Source organism: Legionella longbeachae, from assembly GCF_004283175.1.
GTDB classification, from domain to species: domain Bacteria; phylum Pseudomonadota; class Gammaproteobacteria; order Legionellales; family Legionellaceae; genus Legionella; species Legionella longbeachae.
Genome location: NZ_RXNW01000011.1, coordinates 85,729 through 110,109 on the forward strand (window position 1 = coordinate 85,729; position 24,381 = coordinate 110,109).

The following is a 24,381-nucleotide window of genomic DNA, read 5'->3' on the forward strand; positions in this document are numbered from 1 at the left end:
TAAAAAATGGTAACACAAAAGTTTCGAAAGTTAAAACCTTATACAGTTGTACTTTCCTTGGTCTTACTTGCAGTTTTATATTACTTTTTCTCTTTTTTAATCCCCTTTACTAATAATGCTTTTGTTGTCGCCAATGTTCGCCCGGTAGCTGCGATTGTTAGTGGATATATTACGGATCTATATGTGGAAAATGAACAATATGTTCATAAGGGACAACCCTTGTTTACTGTGTTCCAGGAGCCTTACAAGCTCACTTATAATAGGCTTATTGAAGAAGTTCATACGGCGAAGGTGGATCTTCAGAGTTTACAGCATCAATTAGAAAAGGATAAACAATTACTGATACAGTATGATCAAGAATATAAGCGGATCCACTTAAATTATCTTCGAAATAAAGCAGTTTTAAAATCAGGGGCAATATCTGAAATTAACGTTAAAGATTTGCACTATGACGATCGTGGTAGTTTCGCCAAAGTAAATATGCAAAAGCAGCAAATTAGCGTGGATGAAAAAAATATTCAGAGCCTAAAACACAAGATTAAAGCATTAATCTATAAAATGCGTTATGCCAAAGTTAATTTAGAGCAAACGACAGTTTATGCTCAAAGTAATGGTCGTATTCAAAATATGTACTTATCTTTGGGAACCCCCATAGAAATTAATAAACCCATTTTTTCTTTTGTAGATACAGATAATTTCTATATTCAGGCTAATTTTACTGAAATTGATTTGCGCATGGTCAAGACAGGCGCTAAAGTCTACATTATTCCACGAATGTATTTTGCTACGAAATTATACCATGGCACGGTAGTATCACGTGCTTGGGCAGCTAACCGCCAAATGACAAACCCTAAGACGCAATTACAAACAGTAACCAATGATACTAATAATTGGATACTGTTGCCTCAGCGTTTTCCGGTGCAAATTAAGATCGATGATTATGATGCCAAACATTACCCGTTGCCCATTGGAGCAACTTGTTATGTCATTATCAAGATATAATTTTCTTAAGGATTAATTTTCTTATGGAAGTAACTTCCGAAAAAACAATAATGGCCACACGTATGGCCATCAGCATGGTTATCGCTTTAATCATTACAACATATTTTGATATTGTTGAGCCCGCTTGGGTTTATATTTCTTTATTTATTGTGTTATTTGAACAACGCACTATTGGAGCTTCGTTAATTCGCTGTTCTATGCGAACGATCGCTACGATAAGCAGTGCTTTATATAGCCTGATTATAATATTGCTTTTTCATAATGCTTATCTTATGAATATTATTGGATTTGCTATAGGGATTTTTTTATATACTTATTTATTTGTAGGAACGAAACACAGTTATATTGGAATTTTAGGTTGTGTCACTCTCGCTATCTGCCTTATCAATTATAATGATTTTACATTTGTATTTATGCGTCCAACCAATGTAATTATTGGGATATTAATTGGCTTTTTTACCTTACGGTTTTTCTTTCCAGTCCGGGCTACAAAAGTGCTCATTTTAGAAATGCAGAAATTTCTAAACGAATATGCTGCTTTATCTACTTATCTTGCAAATATAGATGATTCTAAAACAGACTTATCCAAACATTTAATTCAGTGCGAATCAAATGTCTTGGGACTCATTCTTCGTTTTCAAACATTAATTAATGAGGCACAAGTTGAAATAAACAAGGACTCTGAATATACCCAGGTCGCTGCAGATATTCTGCAATCGTTCCGGCATATTTTTCGTTATTATGCCTCGATTATTGCATTAATTCTTTATGAGGGAGTTACAATCAATGACAGGGATAAGGAATGTCTTCTGCTTTTAAGCAACACATTAAATAGGCTGGAAGAAAGTCTTTTTGCTTTAAAGCGTAAACGCAATTTAGTTGCAGTTTTTGATGGTTATCCACAAGATGAAAATTTATTATCTTTGATGCTAAATTTGCTGGTTACCGAATGCAGCTCACTGGAAATAAAGATAAATAAATTAATCCGTATGGCCAAAGTAGTTAAATTAACCTGATATCGACATAAAAGACTTATAAATAAATTATATGACCCTAGAACCAGATAGTTATTTTTTACATTTTTTGCATCATAGGACAATTTGTCATTATAAAATCTACTTTGCTTCTTAATGAAAACCATAAGCATCTTTTATTCACAAAAACAATTTATTATGCCAGGGTGTAGTATAATTAAAGTAGTATAGAAGGAAATTTATAACTCTAGTTAAGCTGTTAAAATATAGGGAGCTTAACATGACTACTCAAGTTGATATTTTGTATGTAGAAGATGATGAAGTGGATATTAAGGCAGTGGAGCGTGAATTCCTGAAAATGGATAGGCCAATTAATGTTGCTGTAGCTAAAGATGGAAAACGTGCCCTGGATATGTTGTATGGATTTAATGGGCAGCTTAAAATTAAGCCTAATGTAATATTACTTGATCTTAATTTACCACAGATGAATGGTATTGATTTTTTAAAAAAATTAAGGGAAGGCTTTACTTTTAACGATGTTAAAGTGTTCGTACTTACGGGTGCTTACACTACAGAAGAAAAGCTTGCGACAAGTGATTTAAATATCTCCGGTTGTATTATCAAACCTCTGAAGTATGAAGATGCATTAAATATTTTATGGTGTGCTTCTGCAGGCGAAGACATGTCAAAATTACTTTTTATGCAGTAAAACAGAATTTTTTCAGTACGTTTACGATTTGTGCTCGATCATATGTTTCAGGATGCATGCCGCTTTTTTAAGAGTATTGGGGTTGGCTCAAGGTGCCAACCTCCAAAAAATATGATTCAAAGACTATTGTCACTTAAGAGGGGCTTTAGATATGCCCCTAAAGATTTAATGGCATACCATTTCTGCAGGTTTTCCAGGTACGGGCACACAAGTTTTGTAATATTTACCCTTATAGAAGTAATTATAATAAATGCCATTGATAAAGTATAAGTAATACGCACCATTATAGAAATAATTGTAATAGCGTCCGTTATTGTAATAAACATAATAGTTATTATTATGGTAGTAATTATAATATCTGCCATTATGGTAATAAACGTAATAATTATTCTTATAACGGTAGTTATAATATTTACCATTATGGTAATAGTTGTAATTCTTTCCTTTATAATAATAATGCCCTGGTTTTACGCCTCCATGAACATTCACATTAACGTTTTTGTTCACATTAACATTATTTACATTAACATTGTTGTGCTTAATCACCTTATTTTGGTAATGGTGATGCTCGTAGGGACGCTCCACAGGCCCATTTCTATAGCGCTCAATATGCTCTCTATTCGCATCCGCAATAGAAGGCAAAATAAGCATCATGATGGAATAAACCAAATATGCTTGCCAATTACATTTTTTACTACTCATGATGGTACCCCTCGCAAAATAAAAACCGTTAAGAGTAGAATTTCCCAGAAGTGATGCGTAGGAGATTCTGTAACTATTAAGTAGAATTTAAGTCAACTATTATTCATTTTTAATTTTTAAGCAAGTTGAAAATACAAACTGTAACGTACCCCCCCATTTTTTTATGCCATCAAAAGCTTATTTTCTATTATGAAAATATAGAACAGGATTGTGAGTTGATTGATTTTTAATTACAATCCATGCTTTTAAATAAAGCAGATCATGTGATGAAATACAAGAAAATTAAAGCACTTATTGAGAAAGCAGGATTTTATTATGTAGGAGAGGGAAGAGGTTTTGGCCTGACAGAAGGAAAAAATGTTGCGTATTACCAAAAAGACAGTTTTGGTGTTAGAAAACAACAGCAAAGAATTTGGCTCGCAACAGACCAGGATAATGAAGAAAACATCGTACCTATTTTTTCGATTAATGTTCCTGAGAAATTACGTGATGCTGTTTACGAAATTATGAAAGAGCCCTCAGAAGAGTTTGTACCAGCCCAGAATGCATGCATTTGATAATGCATTCAGGCGGTTTTAATAAACATAAAGGCAATAGAAATCGACAAATATAGCCCGGCAAGGAGGATGATAACCCCAGCACTGTAAATGAAGAATTTTGTCAGATGGGAGGGGTTATCAAACTGATATTGCCCCAGAGTAATTACTCTAAGTGTCAATTTGCCCGTTGAATAAATAAATGGATCAATAAAAAGATCGAAAATTACATCAAGAAGAAGCCATCCTAAAAACCGAAATACTCCTTTTATAAAACCCAATATTACTTCATCAAACATTTTTGTACCCGAAAACCAACAAATTTTTGTATAACCCCTATCCTGGCTACAACCTTTTGAGTATTACCAAGACGGCATTTTACTGAAAATACGCTTATAAAAATAAGCCCCTTTTAGGGGCTGCATTTATCCCTTACAGGGACTTTATCATTAATGATTCAGTTTCAGGAAAGCTACCTTTATCTAAAAGGGAGATTATTTCTTCATTCTTTAAAATATCACCGAGCATGCCATGATCTTCTTCATCTATCCATGTTTCAAGATTTTTCATCAGACGATCCCTTTTTCCCCAGATCGCGGAAGGGCTTTTTTCTGCTGCATGGGTCGTGATTTTATCGATCACCTGCTTGACTAATTGGGCAAAATCCTTATCTTCATCATTCAGTTTACTGTTGATGGTTCTAATGTGCTCGTCACAACTCCATTTTGCCTTTAACCTTTTATAGATTAAAGGAGATATAATCACCGAATGAGAAAGAAGAAATGCTAATGATGCACCTAATGCAAAGGGTGTAACGCCTCCTTCTTCACTTTTGTTCCAGGTTAAAAAACCACCTGCAGCGGTGCATGTAATGACAAAACCTCGCTCTACTAATTCTCGGGTTGAGTAGCGGTGATTGCTAAAAAATAAGTTTCCTACCCTGTTCCAATTAATCAAATAATCTGTTTTTTGATTTAAGAAGGATCTTATATTATCCGATGACAGCATATTACTTCCTTTCTGAGTAAAAGGACTTATTATCCCTGGTTTCTTCTTGATTGCAATATTGTTTCTTAAAGCCCTGAATTTTGGTTTTAATTTGAGTTTAAAATCAAAAATTTTCATAAATTAATATTATTTTAATAATAAATTTGATAACTACCAGTTTCCATTTGTGTTTATCTATAATTATCAAATCAGATCCGAATTAGGATTAAATGTGCCGAAGACTATTTCTTTCCCTGGAAAATACGACCAAACTGAGGCTGAAAATGTAATGTACCAGGATAAACATATATCGTTTGGTTACTTTGAAATGCAAAATTTTCCCTTTCGCTCGGCCCAGGAAGATGCACTAATCTGGGAAACATTGGAACAATCCCTGGTTTCATTAAATCCAGAAGAAATTGGCAAGCGCCTATGGACAACTTATCGAATTTTGGACGAGCAAATTTTAAAGATGGAATACACTGATGGCACCACTGCTTCGACTACAGTATTCGATGGGCGAAGTCATTTCATTACGGCAACTTTAGCGGATGCTGCATCTTTTGCGGCAATTTATGATAATGAGGAGTGTCTCTTGGGGGCCATCCGCTTAAATTCAGTTACTCATAAACCTACGGATCCGGAAGAAGCCCTGAGAATTGAGCAGGCAGGGGGGGCTGTTATGTGGGACAGGGTTGATGGTGTTCTCGCTATTTCACGAGCTATTGGTGATAAGTTACTCAAGCAACATGGGGTTTATTCTGAAGCAACAATTGATATTACGAGTATTGATGAGCTTGCAAGAAAAGTTAACTCAAATCACGAGAAAATAGGAAAGATACAAATTATCGCCACTTGTGATGGGTTTACTGATGGCGCAAGTAGTGACACTAAAAGAGATCATGAGCAATTTTTATATCAATCATTACAAGAAATTCTAAAATCAAATAAAAAGCAACCGGAGGTAGAACTAGCAAAAGCATTGGCCTACAAAGCAAAAACAAATGGTTCATACGATAATATCAGTGTTGCAATACAAACGATAACACACCATACCCCTGCCTTTTTGCTGGGGGTTTATGATGGACATGGAGGCGCTGAAGCATCAATTTATGTTGCCAATCATATTGGTGATGAATTTAAGAAACAGTGTATTTTAACATCAAGTGCCTATGCAAAACAGGCATTGAGCGTTGAGAGAAATAAGCGTGCATATCAACGGGATAATTCAGAAGAGACAAGGAATGAGAGAAAAAGGCGCGAATCAATTATCAATTAGGCTGCAGGAGTCCAATGTCAGCAGCCTGGTATTTTATTAATTAACCCATTGCACAAAACGATCTGCTTGGTCGCTCCATAATTCTGGATGTAATAAAGTAAAATGACCGTACGATAATGGCGTTCCCTTTTGTAATATCCATTGCCCATGCTTTACACGCTTCATTAATGCAGCTATTTGATAAAATTCAGGTGAATCTAATGCATCATCAGTGAAGTCGAGTGCAAATACTTTGGCTTTTATGGTATGCAACAAAGGTTCTGGATTGTAATCCTCTGAAGCTGACATCACATAAATTATATTATTGGCATCTTGTTTCTCACTGTCTGACATTGCTTTATCAATGTAATTGACCGCATCTTTAGTATTGGCAATGATGTGTTGCATATGCGGTACACCATCAACCATCATTGCTACTAACGGCCATATTGACTTTATTCCATAAGGAGGTGTCTTGTAGTTACCGTTAAGCCACGATGGATCATTTTTGATACTGTTAATAACGATTTGCCGCCATAATAAATTTCGGCCATCGACTGCGTGAGGGAGGGATACAATAGGCATTACCCCATCCATAAACCCAGGATATAACTCACTCCACATCCAGGAGTGCATGCCCCCCATTGAGGTACCCACAATCATTTTTAAATGTGAAATATTTAATTGTTCAGTAACCAGTCGATGCTGCAGAGCCACCATATCATGATAATGATATTGGGGAAATGCCATACGTAAGCCATCACTGGGTTTGCTTGATTGTCCTTGGCCTATATTATCTGGGAAAATAAGAAAATATTTATTTGCATCAAAAGGCTTCCCTGGCGCTAATAGTGCTTTTTTAAAATGCTCAAACATTTCTTTCCCGCTGCCGCCAGTCCAGTGTAAAAATAGAATTGCGTTAGTAATTTCACCGTGATTATTTTTTTGGGGGGTGCCTAATGTAATGTAATGTATGCGCAAATTTTTTAGGCTTTGACCGTTGGTGAACTGATATTTCGCTATAATAAAATCATCTTCTTTGTAATTAATTATTTCTTGTTGATGGGATACAACGGGAGAGTTATTTGGCGGTTTTCCAAAGACCTGACATATCTGGAAAAATAAAATACAGCAGCATAGTAAGGGTTTCATTTTTTCCATTGCGTTCACTTCTTATGTTTATTCAGGATCTTAAAAAACAAAATACATAACCATTGTTTTTAACTAATGAGTCTAAACTATCATGTGGATGATGAGTCAGACAAGGGAAAATTTAATACCCTTGTCCGAAATGCCGGGCGTCTGAAACTCATTTTGCGAGGATGTCTCGAGCTTATTTTGAACGAGCCAGGATATCATGGAGCTCTTGCATAAATTGTAGATTTTGCTTTAGTAGGCACTTAGGGTTTGATGGGTGGCGTATTTGATCCCTGGGAATATGGTGTGGTTTTGCCCGATTTAATTATTGCATGATTTTCATGTAATACTCGCGATACCAATCAACAAAGTGCTGGACTCCTAAAGAAATCGGTGTGCTGGGTTTAAACGAAATCCATTCTTCAAGTGCCTCAATATTAGCAGCTGTAGCAAGGACATCTCCGGGTTGCATAGGTAAATAATTTTTTAATGCTTTAATACCGAGAGCATGTTCAATTGCTTGGATATAGGTAATTAAATCAATAGGATGATTATTTCCTATATTAAAAACTCGGTAGGGTATGTCAGCGTCAGCAGAGCTGTTTTTTGTTAAATTATCATCATTTGCCGTTGCAGACGATTTATCTACAATTCGTACAATTCCTTCCACTATGTCGTCAATATAGGTGAAATCACGTATCATTTCTCCATTGTTATATATATCAATGGGTTTTCCTGTGACCATTGCTTGCGTAAATTTAAAAAAAGCCATATCGGGTCGCCCCCATGGGCCATATACAGTAAAAAAACGCAATCCTGTTGTTGGTAATTGATATAAATGGCTGTATACATGAGCCATCAGTTCATTCGATTTTTTAGTTGCGGCGTAAAGACTTACCGGGTGACATGTATCATATGACTCATCAAATGGAATAAGGATATTATTGCCATAAACACTAGAGCTGCTGGCGTAGACCAAATGCTCAATAGAATGGTGCCGGCAGGCTTCTAATATATTCATAAAGCCTTGAATATTTGAATCAATGTATGCCTGAGGATTGATGAGTGAATAACGTACTCCAACCTGTGCTGCCAGGTGCACTACCAGACTTGGCTTTTCGTCCACAAACAAATTGTGTACTGATTGGCAATGTCCTATATCAAATGGATAAAATTTAAAATTAGGGCTAGAGGTAAGTTGTGCCAAGCGAGCTTTTTTTAACCGGACATCATAGTAATTATTTAAGCTATCTACTCCAATGACCTCCTCTTTACGCTCTAAAAAGCGTAAGGCGGTATGCATGCCAATAAATCCTGCGCAACCTGTAATTAAAATTCTCATCTTATCCTTCTATTCACATTCATAATTTATTGTGACTGATCTTGCTTTAATCAAATGAGGATTTCTTCCTCGAAATCTGATATGTTGCCTGGACGATAATTAAAATATTCCAATTTATTTTTAAAATCAAACCCAATGCTGGTTTCGAATTTTGATGAAACTATTTTGTATCATAAAAAAAATTGCTAGACTTAAGGTTTCCTGTGGGCTTATTTTGAAACTTCATATAGTTAAACGTTGTAAAATAATTAGGTTGTTCTATTTAAGGAAGCGAACTGGCTTTTGAAAATTGGTGTAATTTAAGGTTCAAGGTTTATAAAAATAATAACCCTCATGCGCTAATTTCATTAATGTGACTTAATCAAAAGGGAATGGTAGGTACATGAGAAGCAAAAGGAAAACGGAAATTGCCATAGTGGGTATGGCATTTCGCCTGCCTGGCGACATATCTACAATCACGCAATTATGGGATGCTTTAAAAGAAGGGAAGGATCTGATTTCTTCTATTGATGATCATCGTTGGCCAATTAAAAATTATCTGCATCCAAGAAAAACAGAACTTGGTAAAAGTTATACCTTTAGTGCAGGCGTATTATCAAAAATTGATGAGTTTGATGCCTGTTTTTTTAATATTACTCCTAGAGAAGCCCGCCAGATGGATCCGCAACAGCGGATACTTCTCGAAACAACGTGGGAGGCTCTGGAGAACGGCTGTCAAAATGTAGAACAATTAGAAGGTTCTAATTGTGCCGTGTATGTAGGTATTGGCAGCAATGAGCATATGTTCAAATATATTAATGACTGCTCCGTAACCTATTCTCATATGATGCTCGGAAGCTGTATGAGCATAGCCGCGAATCGAATTTCCTATATGTTTAATTTAAGAGGCCCCAGTGTCTCAATTGATACAGCATGTTCCTCATCAATGGTCGCTTTACATCAAGCCTGTAAGAGCATCTGGAGTGGAGAGTCATCAACGGCAATTGTTGCAGGGGTCAACTTATTGATGTCGCCAATTCCGTTTATTGGTTTTTCTAAGGCATCAATGCTTTCTCCATCAGGGCGTTGTAAAAGCTTTGATGCTGCTGCTGATGGATACGTTCGCTCCGAAGGCTGCGTCGTTTTCTTTTTAAAACCCCTGGCCGACGCAGAACGAGACGGAGATCCCATTCATGCGGTTATTCTTAATACTGGTGTGAATAGTGATGGACGAACTAGAAATATTGCGATGCCTAGCGCTGAATTACAAGCCCAATTGATCACAAAAATTCACAAGGAAGCAAAAATTGCACCAGAAGATATTGTCTATCTGGAAGCTCATGGAACTGGAACGCCAGTAGGCGATCCTATTGAAGCGCAGGCTATAGGTACTGCTTTAGGGAAAAAGCGTCAGCAAAAAAATAAAAATCCCTTATTGATCGGCTCAATTAAGAGTAATTTGGGACATCTGGAAGTGGCTTCAGGACTGGTAGGAATATTAAAAACAGTATTATCTCTTCAAAATAATGCCATACCGGCAACACTGCATTATAACGCTCCTAACCCTGATATTGATTTCACTCAATTGCACTTGCAGGTTGTCGATCAACTGACAGATTTATCGCCAGGATCTAGTCCCCATATTATGGCTGTTAATTCATTTGGCTTTGGGGGTACTAATGCCCATGTAGTATTACAGGCATATCCTAAATTTTCTCATGTCGTGCCTGCATCGTCCTATCTTTCTAAAGATCCTTCTCCTTTGTTATTTTCGGCGCATGACGAACGAGTTCTGCCTAAAATGGCAAAACAATACGCTCAATTGCTTCGGACAAAACCAGAAATTCATCACGATCTCGCCTATACTCTAGCTCACCGCCATAATTTACTCAATAAAGGCCTGGTCATCGATAGTCCAACTGTCCAAGAACTGATTGGCACACTTGAACAAATTGGCGACGGACAGGAAGTAGATTCTTTTGGTGCAACATATGGACATCATGTTGAAAAAAATGCTCGTGTAGCCCTGGTATATTCAGGAAATGGTTCTCAATGGCAGGAAATGGGATGCAAGCTATTCGCATGTAACCCATTATTTAGAGAAACGATTGAAGAAGTAGATTCCCTATTACCAAAACAAATGGGTTTTTCAATTAAAGAGGAATTATTAAATACGCAAAAAAGCGCCCGGTATTTAACCACAGAAATTGCACAACCATGCTTATTTGCGCTGCAGGTAGCCCTCACCCGTTGTCTAATGGCTAAAGGAGTCAAATTTCATGCGGTTGTAGGCCATAGTGTAGGAGAAGTTGCCGCGGCCTGGGCTTGTGGTGCGTTAACCCTGGAACAAGCGTGCCAAGTCATCTTTCAGCGTAGCTTCTGGCAAGGAAAAACCCGTGGCCAAGGCAAAATGATCGCGCTTGGGTTGAATGCCGGGGAGGCAGCCCAATTAATTAATGAATTAAAACTATCCTCTTATTTGGAAGTCTGCGCGGTAAATAGCCCCAAAGGGTGTACCGTTTCAGGAGAAAAATCGGCGATTACGCAATTACATAATTTCTGCGTCCAACACAATATCCTGCATTGGGTACTGGATCTTGATTATGCATTCCATAGTCGACAAATGGAACCTTTAAAATCGAGCTTTCTCTCAGGAGTACAGGATATCCATCCTAACACCAGCTCAATTGATTTCTTCTCTACTGTAACGGGTACTAAACTTCGTGGTAAAAAACTGGATGCAAATTATTGGTGGAATAATGTTCGCCAACCCGTACAATTTGAACAAGCAATCACTCAATTAATCAATGATGGAGTAAAAGTTTTCCTTGAGGTTGGGCCACAGCCAATTTTAAAACGCTATATCGAAGACATATTGCGTGCCAGAAAAGTTACAGGCGCAGTTTTCACTACCTTAAAGCGACAGGGTGATGAGTCTCTTGATCTCAAACAATCCATTTATAAAGTTTTACTTAGCGGATCAAATTTTGATAAATCATGTTTATTTCCGGTTACAGGAAAAGCAATTCCTTTGCCTGCGTATCCCTGGATTAAAGAGGTGCATCGGCTGCAACCAACGAGTGAAAATAGTAATCAAACCGATTTACGTATCGAGCATCCTTTATTAGGCTGGAGAATCCGACCCCAGGAATATATTTGGGAAAATCATTTAGACAATCACCTTTTAAGTTACCTTGCTGATCATATTGTTGACGGAACCCAGATCATGCCCGCTTCTGGTTTTGCTGAAATGGCGTTGGCTGCTTCTCGCCTGTGGTTTGGCAATTATCACCATGATGTGCGAGATATTGATATACTGGCTCCCATGGTTTTCGATGTAAAAAACTGCCGGATTACTCGTTTTGAGTTACAACCTCAAGAAGGGAACTTCAACATTAAAAGCCGCAATCGACATTCTGATGAAGCATGGGTCGTTCATGCTGTTGGACGCGTAATACACGAACCTGTAGTTCCCGAAACAGAGCAGATTGACATCAACTCCTTCCAGAAAGATGCTAAATCTCCTATCGAAGGGGAAGTCCTGTATACTATGGCTCGCTCAATAGGGCTGGTCTATGAACAAACCTTTCAATGTATTTCTTATATTTGGTTTCAGGAGCAACGCGCTTTGGCGCGGGCGGTTGTTCACCCAAGCATGCTTGCTGAGCTTGAGCATTATTGTCTCCCACCCTTTATTCTTGATGGTTGCTTTCAGCTGCTGATTGGTATTTTATATAGCCAGGGTTTTACTCACCAGGCGGCGCTGCCTGTGCGCATGGGACGGGTTCGGCTTTTGGCTCCCTTACCTGAGCAAATATATCTTTATGCTGAAATTTTAGCTACCACGAAACAGGGAATTCATGCCAGTTTTAAGATCATTGACAATTCCGGTACGTTAATCGCTTTAATTGAGGACTGCCGCTTTAAAAGCATATGTTTTTGGAAACAAAATAGTGCTATGAAAATGTATGTTAATAAAGCACATTTATTATCATTTGCGGCACAATCATATATAGATTTTTCGACATTAAGCATGATTAGTCAACGTGTCCAAGACATTGCTCATGAAAATAAGGAAGAACGGATACGTCACTTTGAAGAAGTAATGCCTTTGTTTGATGTGATGATTGCTCAATTTGTTTATCAGGCGATCAAAGAAATTACAGCAAATAAGCACACCTTCACTTTGAACTCTTTAATTGATGATGCTGGAATAATTCAGTCGCAACAACCGTTCTTAAAGCAATGCTTGAAAATTCTTGTTGAAGACAACCTGCTTTTAAAAAATCAAACACAAGAATACTCTTTTGTTGAACCCCAAGAACAATATGATGCATATCTTGTTTGGAATGCACTACTAAACAGCTATCCAAATTATCTTCCCGAGTTATTAATTGTCGGGCGCTGGGGGCTGTATTTAACTTCGCTTTTGCAGGGAAAAATTGCCACAGATGAGTTTTTACCTTTACTGCACAAAAGTGATACCTTCGATTATTTTCTGGATAGTGCTCCTTCTGCTGATGGTATTTATATCCTTGCCAGGGAAGCAATCCATGCTTTAGCAGGTCATTGGCCCTGTGAAAGGCGATTGCGTATTTTGGATATTGGCCAAAGTTTAAGTAGCTTAACTATTGATCTATTAAACGCTCTTCCGGCAGATAGAACGGATTATTTACTGGCGCTGGGAGATGAAACGGCTTGCTCGGAAGCAGAACATCATCTAAGTAAATATTTGTTTGCCAAGACAACAACCTTTGTCCTTGACTCAAATTTCATTACTCAGAAACCCTTTTCTGACCAAGTTTTTGATATCGTATTGGTTCGCAATTGTTTGCATGAGGTGGACAATGTGTTGCATCCTCTGACTCTGTTGCGATCTTTATTAAGCAAGAATGGTATGTTACTTCTCATTGAAAGGCATAGTGATCGTCTTTATGATATGAGTTTGGGTCTGAAACCGGGATGGTGGCGTCTTAATGAAGAAAATGAACCATTATCACGTTTTTATTCCTTGCCGACATGGGGTAAGCTCTTAAAAGATGCTGGTTTTCAATATACCGAACCTTTACTTGAACCTGGAGCAGCCGAACAAGAAGGTAGTTTTATATTTATGGCGCAGCCTGCCAGTGATGCAAAAGCAGTTATTGGCGCTGAAATAAAGGAACACCCTATAGATATTCTAGTGCTTGCACCTGAACATAAGGTGAATGAACATTTGACTCAGGCACTGGAAAAAAGAAAAGACATCGCGGATATTTATTCCTTCAGCAATGCCCGCGAAATGCTTTTCTCCTGCCTCGAGCAAACGATAGCCCCTTTTATTAAAAAATCAACCCGTTTACGTCTTGTTGTTCTTGTTGATAACTACATTGAAATAGAGGAAGCTGGAACTAAATGTAATGCGCTTATTGATTTAATAAAGATCATCGAAAATTATAGTTGGACAGTGACACCCCAACTTTTTTTGGTTACATCTAATGCCGCTCCTTGCGATATTAACCCCCCATTTTTTCATAACCCGGTACAATCCATTTTATGGGGGTTTGGGCGAGTGTTAATCAATGAACATCCAGCCCTCGATTGCAAGCTTATAGATTTACAAGGTGATATTACGCCGGAACTTGCAGACAATTTTGCAAATGAATTATTTCTTGATGACAGCGAAGATGAAATTATTCTTACTGCTACAGCACGATATGGAGTCCGCATTTGTACGCAAACGCCAAGCCGGCTGGAATGCAATTCTCAACAAGAATATAGGCTTGATTTTGAGCGCTCTGGTTCTCTTAATCATTTAAAATGGTTTCCCATTCAGGAGAGAAATCTCGAAGAAGACGAGGTGCTGGTTAAACCCCATGCTACCGGGCTAAATTTTCGCGATCTTATGTATACAATGGGTTTTGTACCCGATGAGGCGGTACAGTATGGTTTTCTGGGAGCTACTCTAGGCATGGAGTTCGCTGGAGAGATTCTTGCAACCGGGAAAATGGTTTCAAATTTTAAAGTTGGCGATCGGGTCATGGGATTTGCCCCGGCGAGTTTTAGCACCGAAACGATTACCAAAGCGCATGCCATCGCACATTTGCCATCTCAATGGGATTATGCAACGGCAGCGGGTATCCCTATCGCTTTTTTCACTGCCTATTATGCCTTGTATCATCTGGCACATTTACAACCTGGCGAACGTATTTTAATCCATGGTGCCGCAGGTGGTGTAGGGCTCGCTGCAATTCAACTTGCTCGGCATGCTGGTGCCGAAATTTATACTACGGCAGGCTCTGCATTAAAACGTGATTTCCTTCGTCTCCTTGGAGTAACAAATATTTTTGATTCTCGCTCACTTGCTTATGCGGATCAAATTATGCAAGAGACTGCAGGCGAGGGGGTTGATGTTATTTTAAACTGCCTGGCAGGGGAGGCCATTAACGCTAATCTGAGTATTTTGAAACCTTTTGGTAGATTTTTAGAATTAGGGAAACGGGATTTTTATGTCAATAGTAAAATCGGGTTAAGACCATTTAAAAACAATATCGCTTATTTTGGTATTGATGCAGATCAATTAATCATTAAAAATCCGCGCTTATGCTCCCAGCTTTTTGGAAATATTCTGGATTTATTCAAGCAAAATATTTTATCCCCGTTGCCGTATCGACAATTTGACAATAAAAATATCCATGATGCCTTTCGGTATATGCAGCAATCGAAACATATTGGCAAGATTGTCGTCAATTTTAAAGAAAAGCCCGATGATTATTTTTTCAATAGCCAATCTCTTTCTTCATTATCCTTATGTTCGCATTCTGCTTATCTGATTACAGGAGGATTGAGTGGATTTGGTTTGAAGACTGCCCAATACCTAGCGAAAAAAGGGGCGCGCCATTTAATCCTCGTGGGTAGGCAAGGAGCAGTGAAAGAAGAAGCCCAACCCGCAATTGCCAGCTTGACAGAGCAAGGCGTCAACGTTGATATCCGGGCGCTTGATGTCAGTGATCCTGTTAAAATACAACAGCTTATTGACTCACTGCAGAATAACAAGATCCTATTGAAAGGAATTATTCATGCCGCAACAGTTTATGAAGATGCATTTATTAAAAACTTGGATGCTCAAAAAATAAATAATGTATTTGCTGCTAAAGTGAAGGGGGCTTGGAATTTGCATCAGAGCACCCGGGATCTATCATTGGATTTTTTTGTGGTTTATTCATCGGTGACTACCCTTTTTGGAAATCCCGGACAAGGCAATTACGTTGCTGCGAATTGTTATTTGGAGAAACTAATTGCCATGCGCCGGGCACAGGGTTTAAGTGGTTTATTTATTGCTTGGGGGCCAATTTACGATGCTGGATATTTGGCACGAAATGAAAAGTTAAGATCGGTACTCATGACCCAATTGGGAGGCCAAATTCTTACCTCGGAAAATGCCTTGAATATGCTGGAACAATTAATTCTCAATAATGAAATTGGTGTTGCAATTGCCGATTTAAACTTGAGGAAAATGCAAAGTACATTTCCAAAGATGAATGCACCTAAATATTCCAATTTACTTGCAGTAGAACAAAATCAAAATTCAAAATATAAGGAGCAATCAGCAGATATTCATGAATTACTTGCTGGTAAATCAACGCAAGAAGCATTGGAGCTGGTGGGTAATATGTTGGCGGAGGATATTGCACGTATTCTGCGGCTACCCAAGGAAAAAATAGATAGGAAAGAATCACTGCTTAATATTGGTATGGATTCCCTTGTAGGCGCTGAATTAAGCAATGCTATTGAACAACGCTTTAATATTCCTTTACCCATGATGACATTGTCTCAAGGATTGTCATTAGAGACATTAACAGAACGGATTGTTAGCCAACTAGGTAATTCAAACGAAAACATAGCAGAAAATGAAGCTTCAATATTAAGGGTTCTTCATGAGGCGTCTCTTCATGGAGAGATTATCTCTGTTAAGGAAGCAATGGAACTGGAGAAAGAATCAAGAATGATCGAGAGTACAGTAGAATGAATAAGTTAAAGGATGGTCTTATCAAGATGGCATTAAGCAAACGCCAACTGCGTTTAAAAGACAATGCCAATAATACTAACCATGAACTGATTGAGTCTCGTTCATCAGCATATCACATTCCAGAGCGATTTTATCGTTTTGAAGATTATCCAAACTATCAAACAATTAAACAAAAACAAATTTATTTACGAAAATTAAATATATCATCCCCCTTTTTTTTGACTCATGAGGGAACTGCTTCTGCGACTTCTGTTATCCGTGGAACATCCTTTATTAATTTTTCAAGTTATAATTACCTTAATCTAAATGGAGATGCTCGTGTCAATGCCGCAGCGCAAGATGCGATAAAGCGTTATGGCACTTCTGCATCAGCCAGCCGATTGGTTTCTGGGGAACGACCCATTCATCAACAATTGGAATCCGCTCTATCTAAAATGTACGGTGTAGAGAGTGCGCTGATTTTTGTTAGCGGCCACGCGACTAATGTTACCACCATTGGTTATTTATTCGGTCCCAAGGATTTAATAATCCATGATGAACTGATTCACGACAGCTCATTACAGGGAATTAAATTATCCGGCGCTTTTAGGCTGTCCTTTCCTCATAATAACTGGCAGGCATTGGAGGATATTTTAATAACACGTCGCCATGAGTTCGAGCGAGTGCTTATTATTATTGAGGGTTTGTACAGCATGGATGGTGATTATCCCGATTTGCCAGCTTTTATTGACCTCAAGAAACGCTATAAAACTTTTTTAATGATTGATGAAGCTCATTCAATTGGAGTCCTCGGAGCAAATGGCAAAGGGATTCATGAACTTTTTGGGATAAAAGGAAATGAAGTGGATATTTGGATGGGCACGCTTAGTAAGAGTTTGGCCGGCTGTGGGGGATACATTGCTGGTAGTCAAGCATTAGTAGAGCATCTTAAATTCTCTGCGCCTGGTTTCTTATACAGCGTTGGTATGTCTCCGCCGCTCGCGGCAGCATCCCTTAAAGCTTTGGAAATTATGCTCGAAGAACCTGAGCGGGTAACCACTTTAAAGGCGCGATCAACCCAATTTTTAGAAGAGGCTAAGGCATTAAAGCTTAATACTGGATTTAGTGCCGGACAGGGTATTATTCCTATTCTTTGCGGCAGCTCCAAGAGGGCGATTCTTTTATCGAGTAAACTTTATGAAAAAAATATTAATGTACAACCTATAATATATCCTGCGGTGCCTGATAACCAGGCTCGATTACGATTTTTTATAAGCAGTGCCCATACTGAAGCTCAGATAAGTGATACAGTAAATGAAATAGCACATCATTTTTAGTTTGCCGTTATTTTTTAGATGCTCAAAATTTTTACTATTGTGGATCTGTATAAAAATTTAAAATGAAGCTGATGATTAAAGGATCACTTAAAGATGCAACAACCAAAAAAAATTTTAATAATATATGAAAATACGGGGTCTGGGCATAAAAAGGCAGCCGAAATGCTCGCTGAATATCTTAATGATCCTATGGTTACTATTGAATTGACAACAAGTTCTGAACTTATTAATCAAAAGGATAATATTTTCGTAAATGGTTGGAATTTCCTGGTTAAAAAAAACTGTTTGAAACTTGCTGACTTCTTCCTTAATTTTATATCGCGAATTTTTCTTCTTCCTTTTTTTTATATTCTGACACCCAAGGCATTACAGCGGGGAGTTGATCGTTTTAATCCGGATATTATTATTTCTACGGCTGATGTAAATCGATTAATTGGCAGTTATGCTAAGAGTAAAGGTATCCCTTTTTACATATTCATTACCTCAGGCGCCATTTTCGTCGACATGCTCCATGCGCATGCTCATCATCTGGTTTACCTAAAAGAAACGGCCAAGATAATTAAGAGTGTCCGTCTATCGGGGTATTTCTCTCGGGATGTTACCGATAAAACATCATTAGCAGCTAAAATTTTTGATGCCTGTTGTTTGTTAACCAGATATTCCCTGGGGTACCCCTTAAGTCCTTATTTTACTCGTTACCGCTCATCCCTACCCCGAAGAAATCAATTACAAGTTTCAGTGCTGGGACCTGTACGTGAAAAAAAATTTTATCAACCTGGCTGCCGCACAAGTATTGTTACTCGATATCAATTACCCTCTGATGGACAATTTATATTGATCTCAAATGGAAGATTCGGCGGAGAAATAATAAAGAAAATTATCCAGAAAATAATTGACAATCATCAACTTTTTAATGGAATGCTTCTCAATTTGATCGCTGTTTGCGGCCAAGATGCTCATTTGGTTGAATCCATACAGACAAGTGATCTTCCTCCTGGAATCCGTTTAATTACTCTATCTAATCAGGCTTCACTAGCAGAATTGTATCAACTCGCAGATTGCAGCATTGGGCGAGGAACGGCAGGAATTCTGATGGATTGTCTTCTAAGTCAGACCCCGCCTATTGTTCTAAAACAAATAACCTCTAACGATTTTGGAACACTGGATATTATTCACAAATATCGTTTAGGGGCTATTGCCGAAGATTTAAAGGCAATTCCTTTACACTTAAAAGAAATATTGACTCATAAAGATCATTATATGAACGCGATTATCCGATTAAACAAAGAGTATACAAATTTTACTCCCAATGATATTGAAGCCTCACTTAAAACGCATATATTGGAAACATGCTCATTGTAGAACACTTTGTACTCAATGCTACTATGATGCACTATCAGTGAAAAACTCCGCCGCGTCCGTCATGAGTAATACGAATGTCATCAGTTCATCGAGACTACTATCAAATGTGAGTGGATTCCTCTTGGATAATCCTCGGTATTGGTAGACTCGAATTGCATCCCCTGAGTGTAACATCCGAATTTCAGGTGTAGCCCCATGTTGCCCACCATCGATCACCCGCCATTTGTTTTAGTATTTGAAGAACATCTCTGTCATAGGTATTGGGCTCAAGCAGGGAGCCAAGAGAGTTCACTCCGTTGAGAAGGTGTTGTCGCACAACCTTTGTTGTCCTATGAAGCAGGCTTGCTTTTGTGCTGCTTGTCATATTGTTTCCTCGCATTAGATGGATAAGAATTCCACCAATGAAAATATAATGTACAGAAAAATGGTTGTGCCCATCGTAAAAGATGGGAACATTTACCAGGTTACCCCTAGTACCTGTGACTATCTATTTTATAAGCATATTCTTGGTGATTACCAAAATCTTTGCATTGAATAGTAGGACTGCCGTTTCGCATAACCTAAGATTTGATAATTGACTGTTCTTGTCATTACCGGAGTTGGGTGAGCGAAAGCATCTATTAGGAAAATTAGGTGATTCTGAAAGCAAATCCATTTCTATCGCCATTTAAATAAATATCCTTATAGTTTAGTATATTACGTTGGATAGCATATCTGAATGCTAAACATGGAATGCACGCGAAGAGTTTAAATTGGTATAGCCCGCAGGTCAAATTTTATCGAATAAATGCCTTACGCATTAGGGGCATTAGATTAAAAAATCACTCATTCAGGGACAAATAAGTGATCAAGCAACGAGAGTATTACAGAAACTTGCAATACGTGCATGGAATTGCTAAAAGAAGATTGATACAACATTGGAGGTGATATCAGGACTATGAAAACCAGGCTTTATTATCAATATCGATTGATAGGGCAGTTACTTCGATATCCGCGCTTATTTGCCTTGTTATTTCCTATAGTATCAGCCAATATTAACCGGTTTATCGCAGAACAATTGCAGCTGAATCAGGAAAATCCATTGATTCAGTTTCCCAGGAAGCTGCTGGTTGATGTATCCATTATCGCTCAAAAGGATAGCCGAACGGGTATTCAACGATGCGTCAGATCTTTATTAGTGCAACTAATACAAAATCCCCCTCAGGGGTATTGCATCAGTCCTGTTGCAGCCACAAGAAAGAAAGCTTATCGCCATGTTACTTTAAATTTAAACAATAATGGGGTTACTTGTGTTGAGACGGGCTCTCTGGTCAAAATAGGGGTGGGGGATATATTTTTAGGTCTTGATCTCGCTGCATTGCAAATAGCGAATCATTTTACGCAACTTATGCAATGGAAAACACAAGGGGCCTCTCTGCATTTCATGATTTATGATTTGTTACCCTTGCTATATCCCGGTTGGTTTAAAAAAAAGACCCAGCATAATTTTCATCGCTGGATGTATGCGATTACTTTACTTGCCGATAGCTTTCTTTGTTCAACCAATGTTGTTAGAGAAGAAATCAGGAGCTATCTCGCGCGCTGGTCGGGATTGAAGTTAAATGACATTCCAATAACGGTTATTTCGCAAGGTTCAGACATTAATTCAAGCTTGCCTAGTGTAGGTATCGAGTTCAAAATGCAAAGTTTCCTTTCCTCGCTTTACCAAAAAAAGGTGATTTTAATGGTTGGAACTGTAGAACCACGTAAGGGATATCAACAGGTATTAGACGCTTTTACTCAATTATGGCGTAATCAACAAGATATTATTTTATTGATTATTGGCAAACCGGGTTGGAAGACCCAACAACTACAGCGCCAATTGTCTTGTCATCCGGAGCGGGACAAGCATCTTTTCTGGTTGGTTAATGTGACGGATGAAATGCTTCACCATTGTTATAATTTGAGTCAAGGGGTTATTTTAGCTTCTGAGGCTGAAGGATTTGGTTTGCCTCTTATAGAAGCCTTAGCACATACAAAACCTGTTTTGGCGCGTGACATTCCCGTGTTTAGGGAAATTTCAGCGGGTAATGGACTGGTCAGTTATTTTAAAACCAGGGATCCGACGCTATTGATGGATGAAATTCTGCGTTGGCTTGAGCATATCAACAATCAATCCTTATGGGACAATAATGACAAGGCTACTCTTCCAACCTGGGAGCTGGTGGGTAGCCGACTGCTTGATGCCCTGCACCCTTATTTCCTCAATTATGAAGGGGATTGAATAAAAGTCAGGATGTCTGGGATGGATAATTACTGCTGCGTATTATTAATGCCGTACCTTTGTGTACCAATTAGGATTAGATTATGAAAAAAAAGACCCAGCACATCTTGATTACTGGCGCAACCGGGGGATTGGGTGGCGCTTTAGCGAAGATGTATGCTGCACCAGGTGTCCAACTCTCATTGTTTGGACGTAATCAAGATTTAATGGAGCAATTAATTATCGAGTGCCATAACAAAGGTGCGCAAGTTAATGTGTATTATCATGAAATGACAGATTATTTGCATTTACAGGAAACTGTTAAACAAATTGATGAGCATCAACCCGTTGATTTAATTATTGCAAATGCGGGTATTGCTGTTTATCTGGATGATCATTGCAATGCTGAGAAATGGGAAGACATTAACCACTTGTTAGACGTTAATTTAAAAGGCGCTATTTCCACTATTCTTCCTTTAATTGATAGAATGCGCCAACGTGGCCAGGGACATATTGTGTTAATGAGTTCCCTTGCTGCTTATAGGGGGATGGCAGTAAGCCCGGCTTATTGTGCCAGTAAAGCGGCATTAAAAGCTTATGGTGAGGCCTTGCATGAGCTATTGCATCATCAAGGTGTCAAGGTTTCTGTCATTTGTCCTGGCTTTATTCAATCGGAGATGAGCAATAAATTTCCAGCGAGCAAGCCGTTTATGATGACTGCCGATAAAGCGGCCAAAATTATTCATAAGCAATTGCAAAAGGGTAAATCCCATATTGCCTTTCCTTTTTTATTATATTTGGGTATGAAAATATTAACCGTTATTCCTGCCCTGTTCGTTGATTTTTTCTTATATCGATTAGGCTTTAGTGTGAAGAAAAATATGTAACAATCTAAAAGAATTTCTTTGCGCCCTAATAAACGGCGTCAAGTTTTTTCTGGATTAGTGTTTGCAAATAAAAAAATGTTACCTCCTTTAAATAGGGGGTAGCATCTTTAAGTGTTATTTGTAAATGGTCGTTTGCTTCTTTTTTTTGCAAATTTACTGCAGAATTTAAATACTCATCGACGTACGTTTCAAACCAGTTTGGTAACACCCATCCCAAGTGTTTGTCAATAATTTGCATTCCCTCCAAAGCGATCATTCGGCGCATTTTTTGGGTAATACAATTTTGGTGAAGGCGAGAAGAGGCTTGAAGATGATCAATAAAAGCTATTCTATCCTGAAAACCCTGAAAAGCTCGAACCCAATAGTCGAAATCAAAAGCTGTTTTAAGATGTTCATCCAGAGGGCCAAGCATGATATTCATAGCCCTACTAAAAAAAACAGTGGGTTGGCAGATAAAGCAACCTAAACGGAATTGTTCAATGGGGGTTTGCGGTGGTAATGTGGGATAAAGATCAATGGTTTTGCCCTGTTGATTGATATGCTGGCCTTGGCCATATACCATCAAATAATGATGGGACGAAGACAAAATTCCAACCGCTCTTTCGACAGCCCCGGGCGTATATAAATCATCTGAATTCAACCAACCTATTATCGTCCCGCGAATTTGATTTAATGCTTTATTTAAAGCATTGGCAGGTCCTTTGTCTGCTTCAGAAAACCATCGTACTCGTTTATCTGTTCCCTGAATTTCCTGAAGTATTTCCAGGGTGTTATCCGTGGAACCGCCATCCGCAACAATCAATTCCAGTTTTTGATAGGATTGGCTTAATACGGATTCGATAGATTCTCGAATAAAAATGCCCTGATTAAAGGAGGGCATTACAATTGAAACCAATGTACTCATAGTTTTGTTCTACAACTGAGTACTGCAAAGGAAAATGTATCAGCAATCCTGTTATTTGCGATAATTATTTTCATGGGCAACAAACCATTTATAAGTTTTTTCGAGTCCTTCCTCTAGGTTAATACTGGCTTGCCATCCTAGTGCCTGGATGCGGGATATATCCAGTAGTTTGCGTGGTGGGCCATCGGGCTTGCTTTTATCAAAAATCAAATTGCCTTTGAAATCTGTGATTTGGGCGATAATTTCTGCCAGATCTTTGATTGAACAATCTTTTCCAGTGCCAATATTGATATGAGATAACCTGGGTTCTGTAAACCTTTGATATTTTTCTTTTTCTAGATTCATGACAAAAATACATGCTTTTGCTACATCATCAACGTGTAAAAACTCTCGCATTGGAGAACCGCTACCCCAGATAATAACCTCTTTATCATTTCGTTTCAGTGCTTCATGAAAACGACGTAGTAAAGCAGGGATTACGTGGCTATTTTCCGGATGAAAGTTATCATTAGGGCCATAAAGATTAGTAGGCATGACGCTGCGATAATCACAGCCATATTGTCGGTTATAACTTTCACAAAGTTTGATACCTGCGATTTTAGCAATAGCGTAGGGCTCATTGGTTGGTTCAAGAATACCCGTAAGCAGTGTTTCTTCTGCCATAGGTTGAGGCGCGTACTTTGGATAGATGCAAGAGGAGCCGAGGAATAATAATTTTTTTACATGGCTTTGATATGCTGCATGAATTACATTAGCTTCGATCATCAAATTTTGATAAATGAACTCCGCGGGATATGTATTATTCGCGTGTATTCCACCTACTCTGGATGCTGCTAAATATACTTGATCGATTTTATTATCAAGAAAAAAAGATTTGACCTCAGCCTGATTAGTCAACTCTAATTGTTGGCGACTTGCAACAATGACATTGCAATCTTCTTGTTCTTGTAAGCATCTTATAATGGCAGAACCGACCATGCCGTTATGTCCTGCAACAAAAACATTTTTTTCTTTCAGAGTCGTCATCTTAAGTCCC

Annotated in this window: 18 protein-coding genes; 10 read left to right on the top strand and 8 right to left on the bottom strand. The window is 38.3% G+C overall.

The window, feature by feature from the left end; translation table 11 throughout:
- Positions 1-6: 6 nt before the first annotated feature.
- The 3 genes from EKG34_RS12185 (at position 7) to EKG34_RS12195 (ending at position 2,685) form a co-directional block, all read left to right on the top strand.
- Complete coding sequence (locus tag EKG34_RS12185) at positions 7-1,002, top strand: HlyD family secretion protein (protein WP_003634405.1); 996 nt, start codon at positions 7-9, stop codon at positions 1,000-1,002.
- Positions 1,003-1,025: 23 nt separating this feature from the next.
- The gene (locus EKG34_RS12190) at positions 1,026-2,018 is read left to right on the top strand and encodes an FUSC family protein (RefSeq protein WP_003634407.1); all 993 of its coding nucleotides are present in this window, start codon (positions 1,026-1,028) and stop codon (positions 2,016-2,018) included.
- 238 nt (positions 2,019-2,256) lie between these two features.
- Positions 2,257-2,685: a response regulator gene (locus EKG34_RS12195; protein WP_003634408.1), complete on the top strand. Its 429-nt coding sequence runs from the start codon at positions 2,257-2,259 to the stop codon at positions 2,683-2,685.
- Positions 2,686-2,850: 165 nt separating this feature from the next.
- Here the strand turns inward: EKG34_RS12195 and EKG34_RS12200 are convergent, their stop codons facing one another.
- Positions 2,851-3,387, bottom strand: a complete 537-nt coding sequence (locus EKG34_RS12200) for a hypothetical protein (RefSeq protein WP_003634410.1) — start codon at positions 3,385-3,387, stop codon at positions 2,851-2,853.
- Between the two features lie 266 nt (positions 3,388-3,653).
- On the opposite strand from EKG34_RS12200, the gene EKG34_RS12205 reads away from it, so the two are divergent.
- A complete protein-coding gene (locus EKG34_RS12205; protein WP_012979517.1) occupies positions 3,654-3,944 on the top strand; it encodes a hypothetical protein in 291 nt (96 codons plus the stop codon).
- 8 nt (positions 3,945-3,952) lie between these two features.
- Here EKG34_RS12205 and EKG34_RS12210 read toward each other — a convergent pair whose 3' ends face one another.
- Both EKG34_RS12210 and EKG34_RS12215 read right to left on the bottom strand, forming a co-directional pair.
- Positions 3,953-4,222 carry a hypothetical protein gene (locus tag EKG34_RS12210; RefSeq protein WP_003634414.1) on the bottom strand — a complete coding sequence of 90 codons (270 nt, stop codon included), beginning with the start codon at positions 4,220-4,222 and terminating at the stop codon, positions 3,953-3,955.
- A 133-nt stretch (positions 4,223-4,355) separates the two neighbouring features.
- A complete protein-coding gene (locus tag EKG34_RS12215; RefSeq protein WP_012979516.1) occupies positions 4,356-4,931 on the bottom strand; it encodes a hypothetical protein in 576 nt (191 codons plus the stop codon).
- 211 nt (positions 4,932-5,142) lie between these two features.
- Here EKG34_RS12215 and EKG34_RS12220 point away from each other — a divergent pair, with 211 nt between their 5' ends.
- Positions 5,143-6,189, top strand: a complete 1,047-nt coding sequence (locus EKG34_RS12220) for a PP2C family serine/threonine-protein phosphatase (protein ID WP_223800064.1) — start codon at positions 5,143-5,145, stop codon at positions 6,187-6,189.
- 36 nt (positions 6,190-6,225) lie between these two features.
- Here the strand turns inward: EKG34_RS12220 and EKG34_RS12225 are convergent, their stop codons facing one another.
- Positions 6,226-7,329 carry an alpha/beta fold hydrolase gene (locus tag EKG34_RS12225; protein WP_003634420.1) on the bottom strand — a complete coding sequence of 368 codons (1,104 nt, stop codon included), beginning with the start codon at positions 7,327-7,329 and terminating at the stop codon, positions 6,226-6,228.
- Positions 7,330-7,630: 301 nt separating this feature from the next.
- On the bottom strand, positions 7,631-8,647 hold the full coding sequence (locus tag EKG34_RS12230) for an NAD-dependent epimerase/dehydratase family protein (RefSeq protein ID WP_003634423.1): 1,017 nt from the start codon (positions 8,645-8,647) through the stop codon (positions 7,631-7,633).
- A 382-nt stretch (positions 8,648-9,029) separates the two neighbouring features.
- On the opposite strand from EKG34_RS12230, the gene EKG34_RS12235 reads away from it, so the two are divergent.
- From EKG34_RS12235 to EKG34_RS12245, 3 genes are all read left to right on the top strand, one after another.
- Entirely contained in the window at positions 9,030-16,634 is a 7,605-nt protein-coding gene (locus tag EKG34_RS12235; RefSeq protein ID WP_003634426.1) for a type I polyketide synthase, read from the top strand.
- Positions 16,631-17,950 (top strand): aminotransferase class I/II-fold pyridoxal phosphate-dependent enzyme, encoded by a 1,320-nt coding sequence (locus tag EKG34_RS12240; protein WP_012979515.1) that lies wholly within the window; start codon positions 16,631-16,633, stop codon positions 17,948-17,950. The genes EKG34_RS12235 and EKG34_RS12240 overlap by 4 nt, the downstream gene beginning before the upstream one ends.
- A gap of 93 nt (positions 17,951-18,043) precedes the next feature.
- Positions 18,044-19,312 (top strand): glycosyltransferase family protein, encoded by a 1,269-nt coding sequence (locus EKG34_RS12245; protein WP_003634430.1) that lies wholly within the window; start codon positions 18,044-18,046, stop codon positions 19,310-19,312.
- Between the two features lie 181 nt (positions 19,313-19,493).
- Here EKG34_RS12245 and EKG34_RS12250 read toward each other — a convergent pair whose 3' ends face one another.
- A complete protein-coding gene (locus EKG34_RS12250) occupies positions 19,494-19,676 on the bottom strand; it encodes a hypothetical protein (protein ID WP_003634432.1) in 183 nt (60 codons plus the stop codon).
- A 573-nt stretch (positions 19,677-20,249) separates the two neighbouring features.
- On the opposite strand from EKG34_RS12250, the gene EKG34_RS12255 reads away from it, so the two are divergent.
- Positions 20,250-21,575, top strand: a complete 1,326-nt coding sequence (locus EKG34_RS12255) for a glycosyltransferase family 4 protein (protein ID WP_003634434.1) — start codon at positions 20,250-20,252, stop codon at positions 21,573-21,575.
- 83 nt (positions 21,576-21,658) lie between these two features.
- Positions 21,659-22,441 carry an SDR family NAD(P)-dependent oxidoreductase gene (locus EKG34_RS12260; protein WP_003634437.1) on the top strand — a complete coding sequence of 261 codons (783 nt, stop codon included), beginning with the start codon at positions 21,659-21,661 and terminating at the stop codon, positions 22,439-22,441.
- 25 nt (positions 22,442-22,466) lie between these two features.
- Here EKG34_RS12260 and EKG34_RS12265 read toward each other — a convergent pair whose 3' ends face one another.
- Positions 22,467-23,345 carry a glycosyltransferase family 2 protein gene (locus EKG34_RS12265; RefSeq protein ID WP_012979513.1) on the bottom strand — a complete coding sequence of 293 codons (879 nt, stop codon included), beginning with the start codon at positions 23,343-23,345 and terminating at the stop codon, positions 22,467-22,469.
- A gap of 51 nt (positions 23,346-23,396) precedes the next feature.
- Positions 23,397-24,371, bottom strand: a complete 975-nt coding sequence (fcl, locus tag EKG34_RS12270; protein WP_003634442.1) for a GDP-L-fucose synthase — start codon at positions 24,369-24,371, stop codon at positions 23,397-23,399.
- Positions 24,372-24,381: the final 10 nt, after the last annotated feature.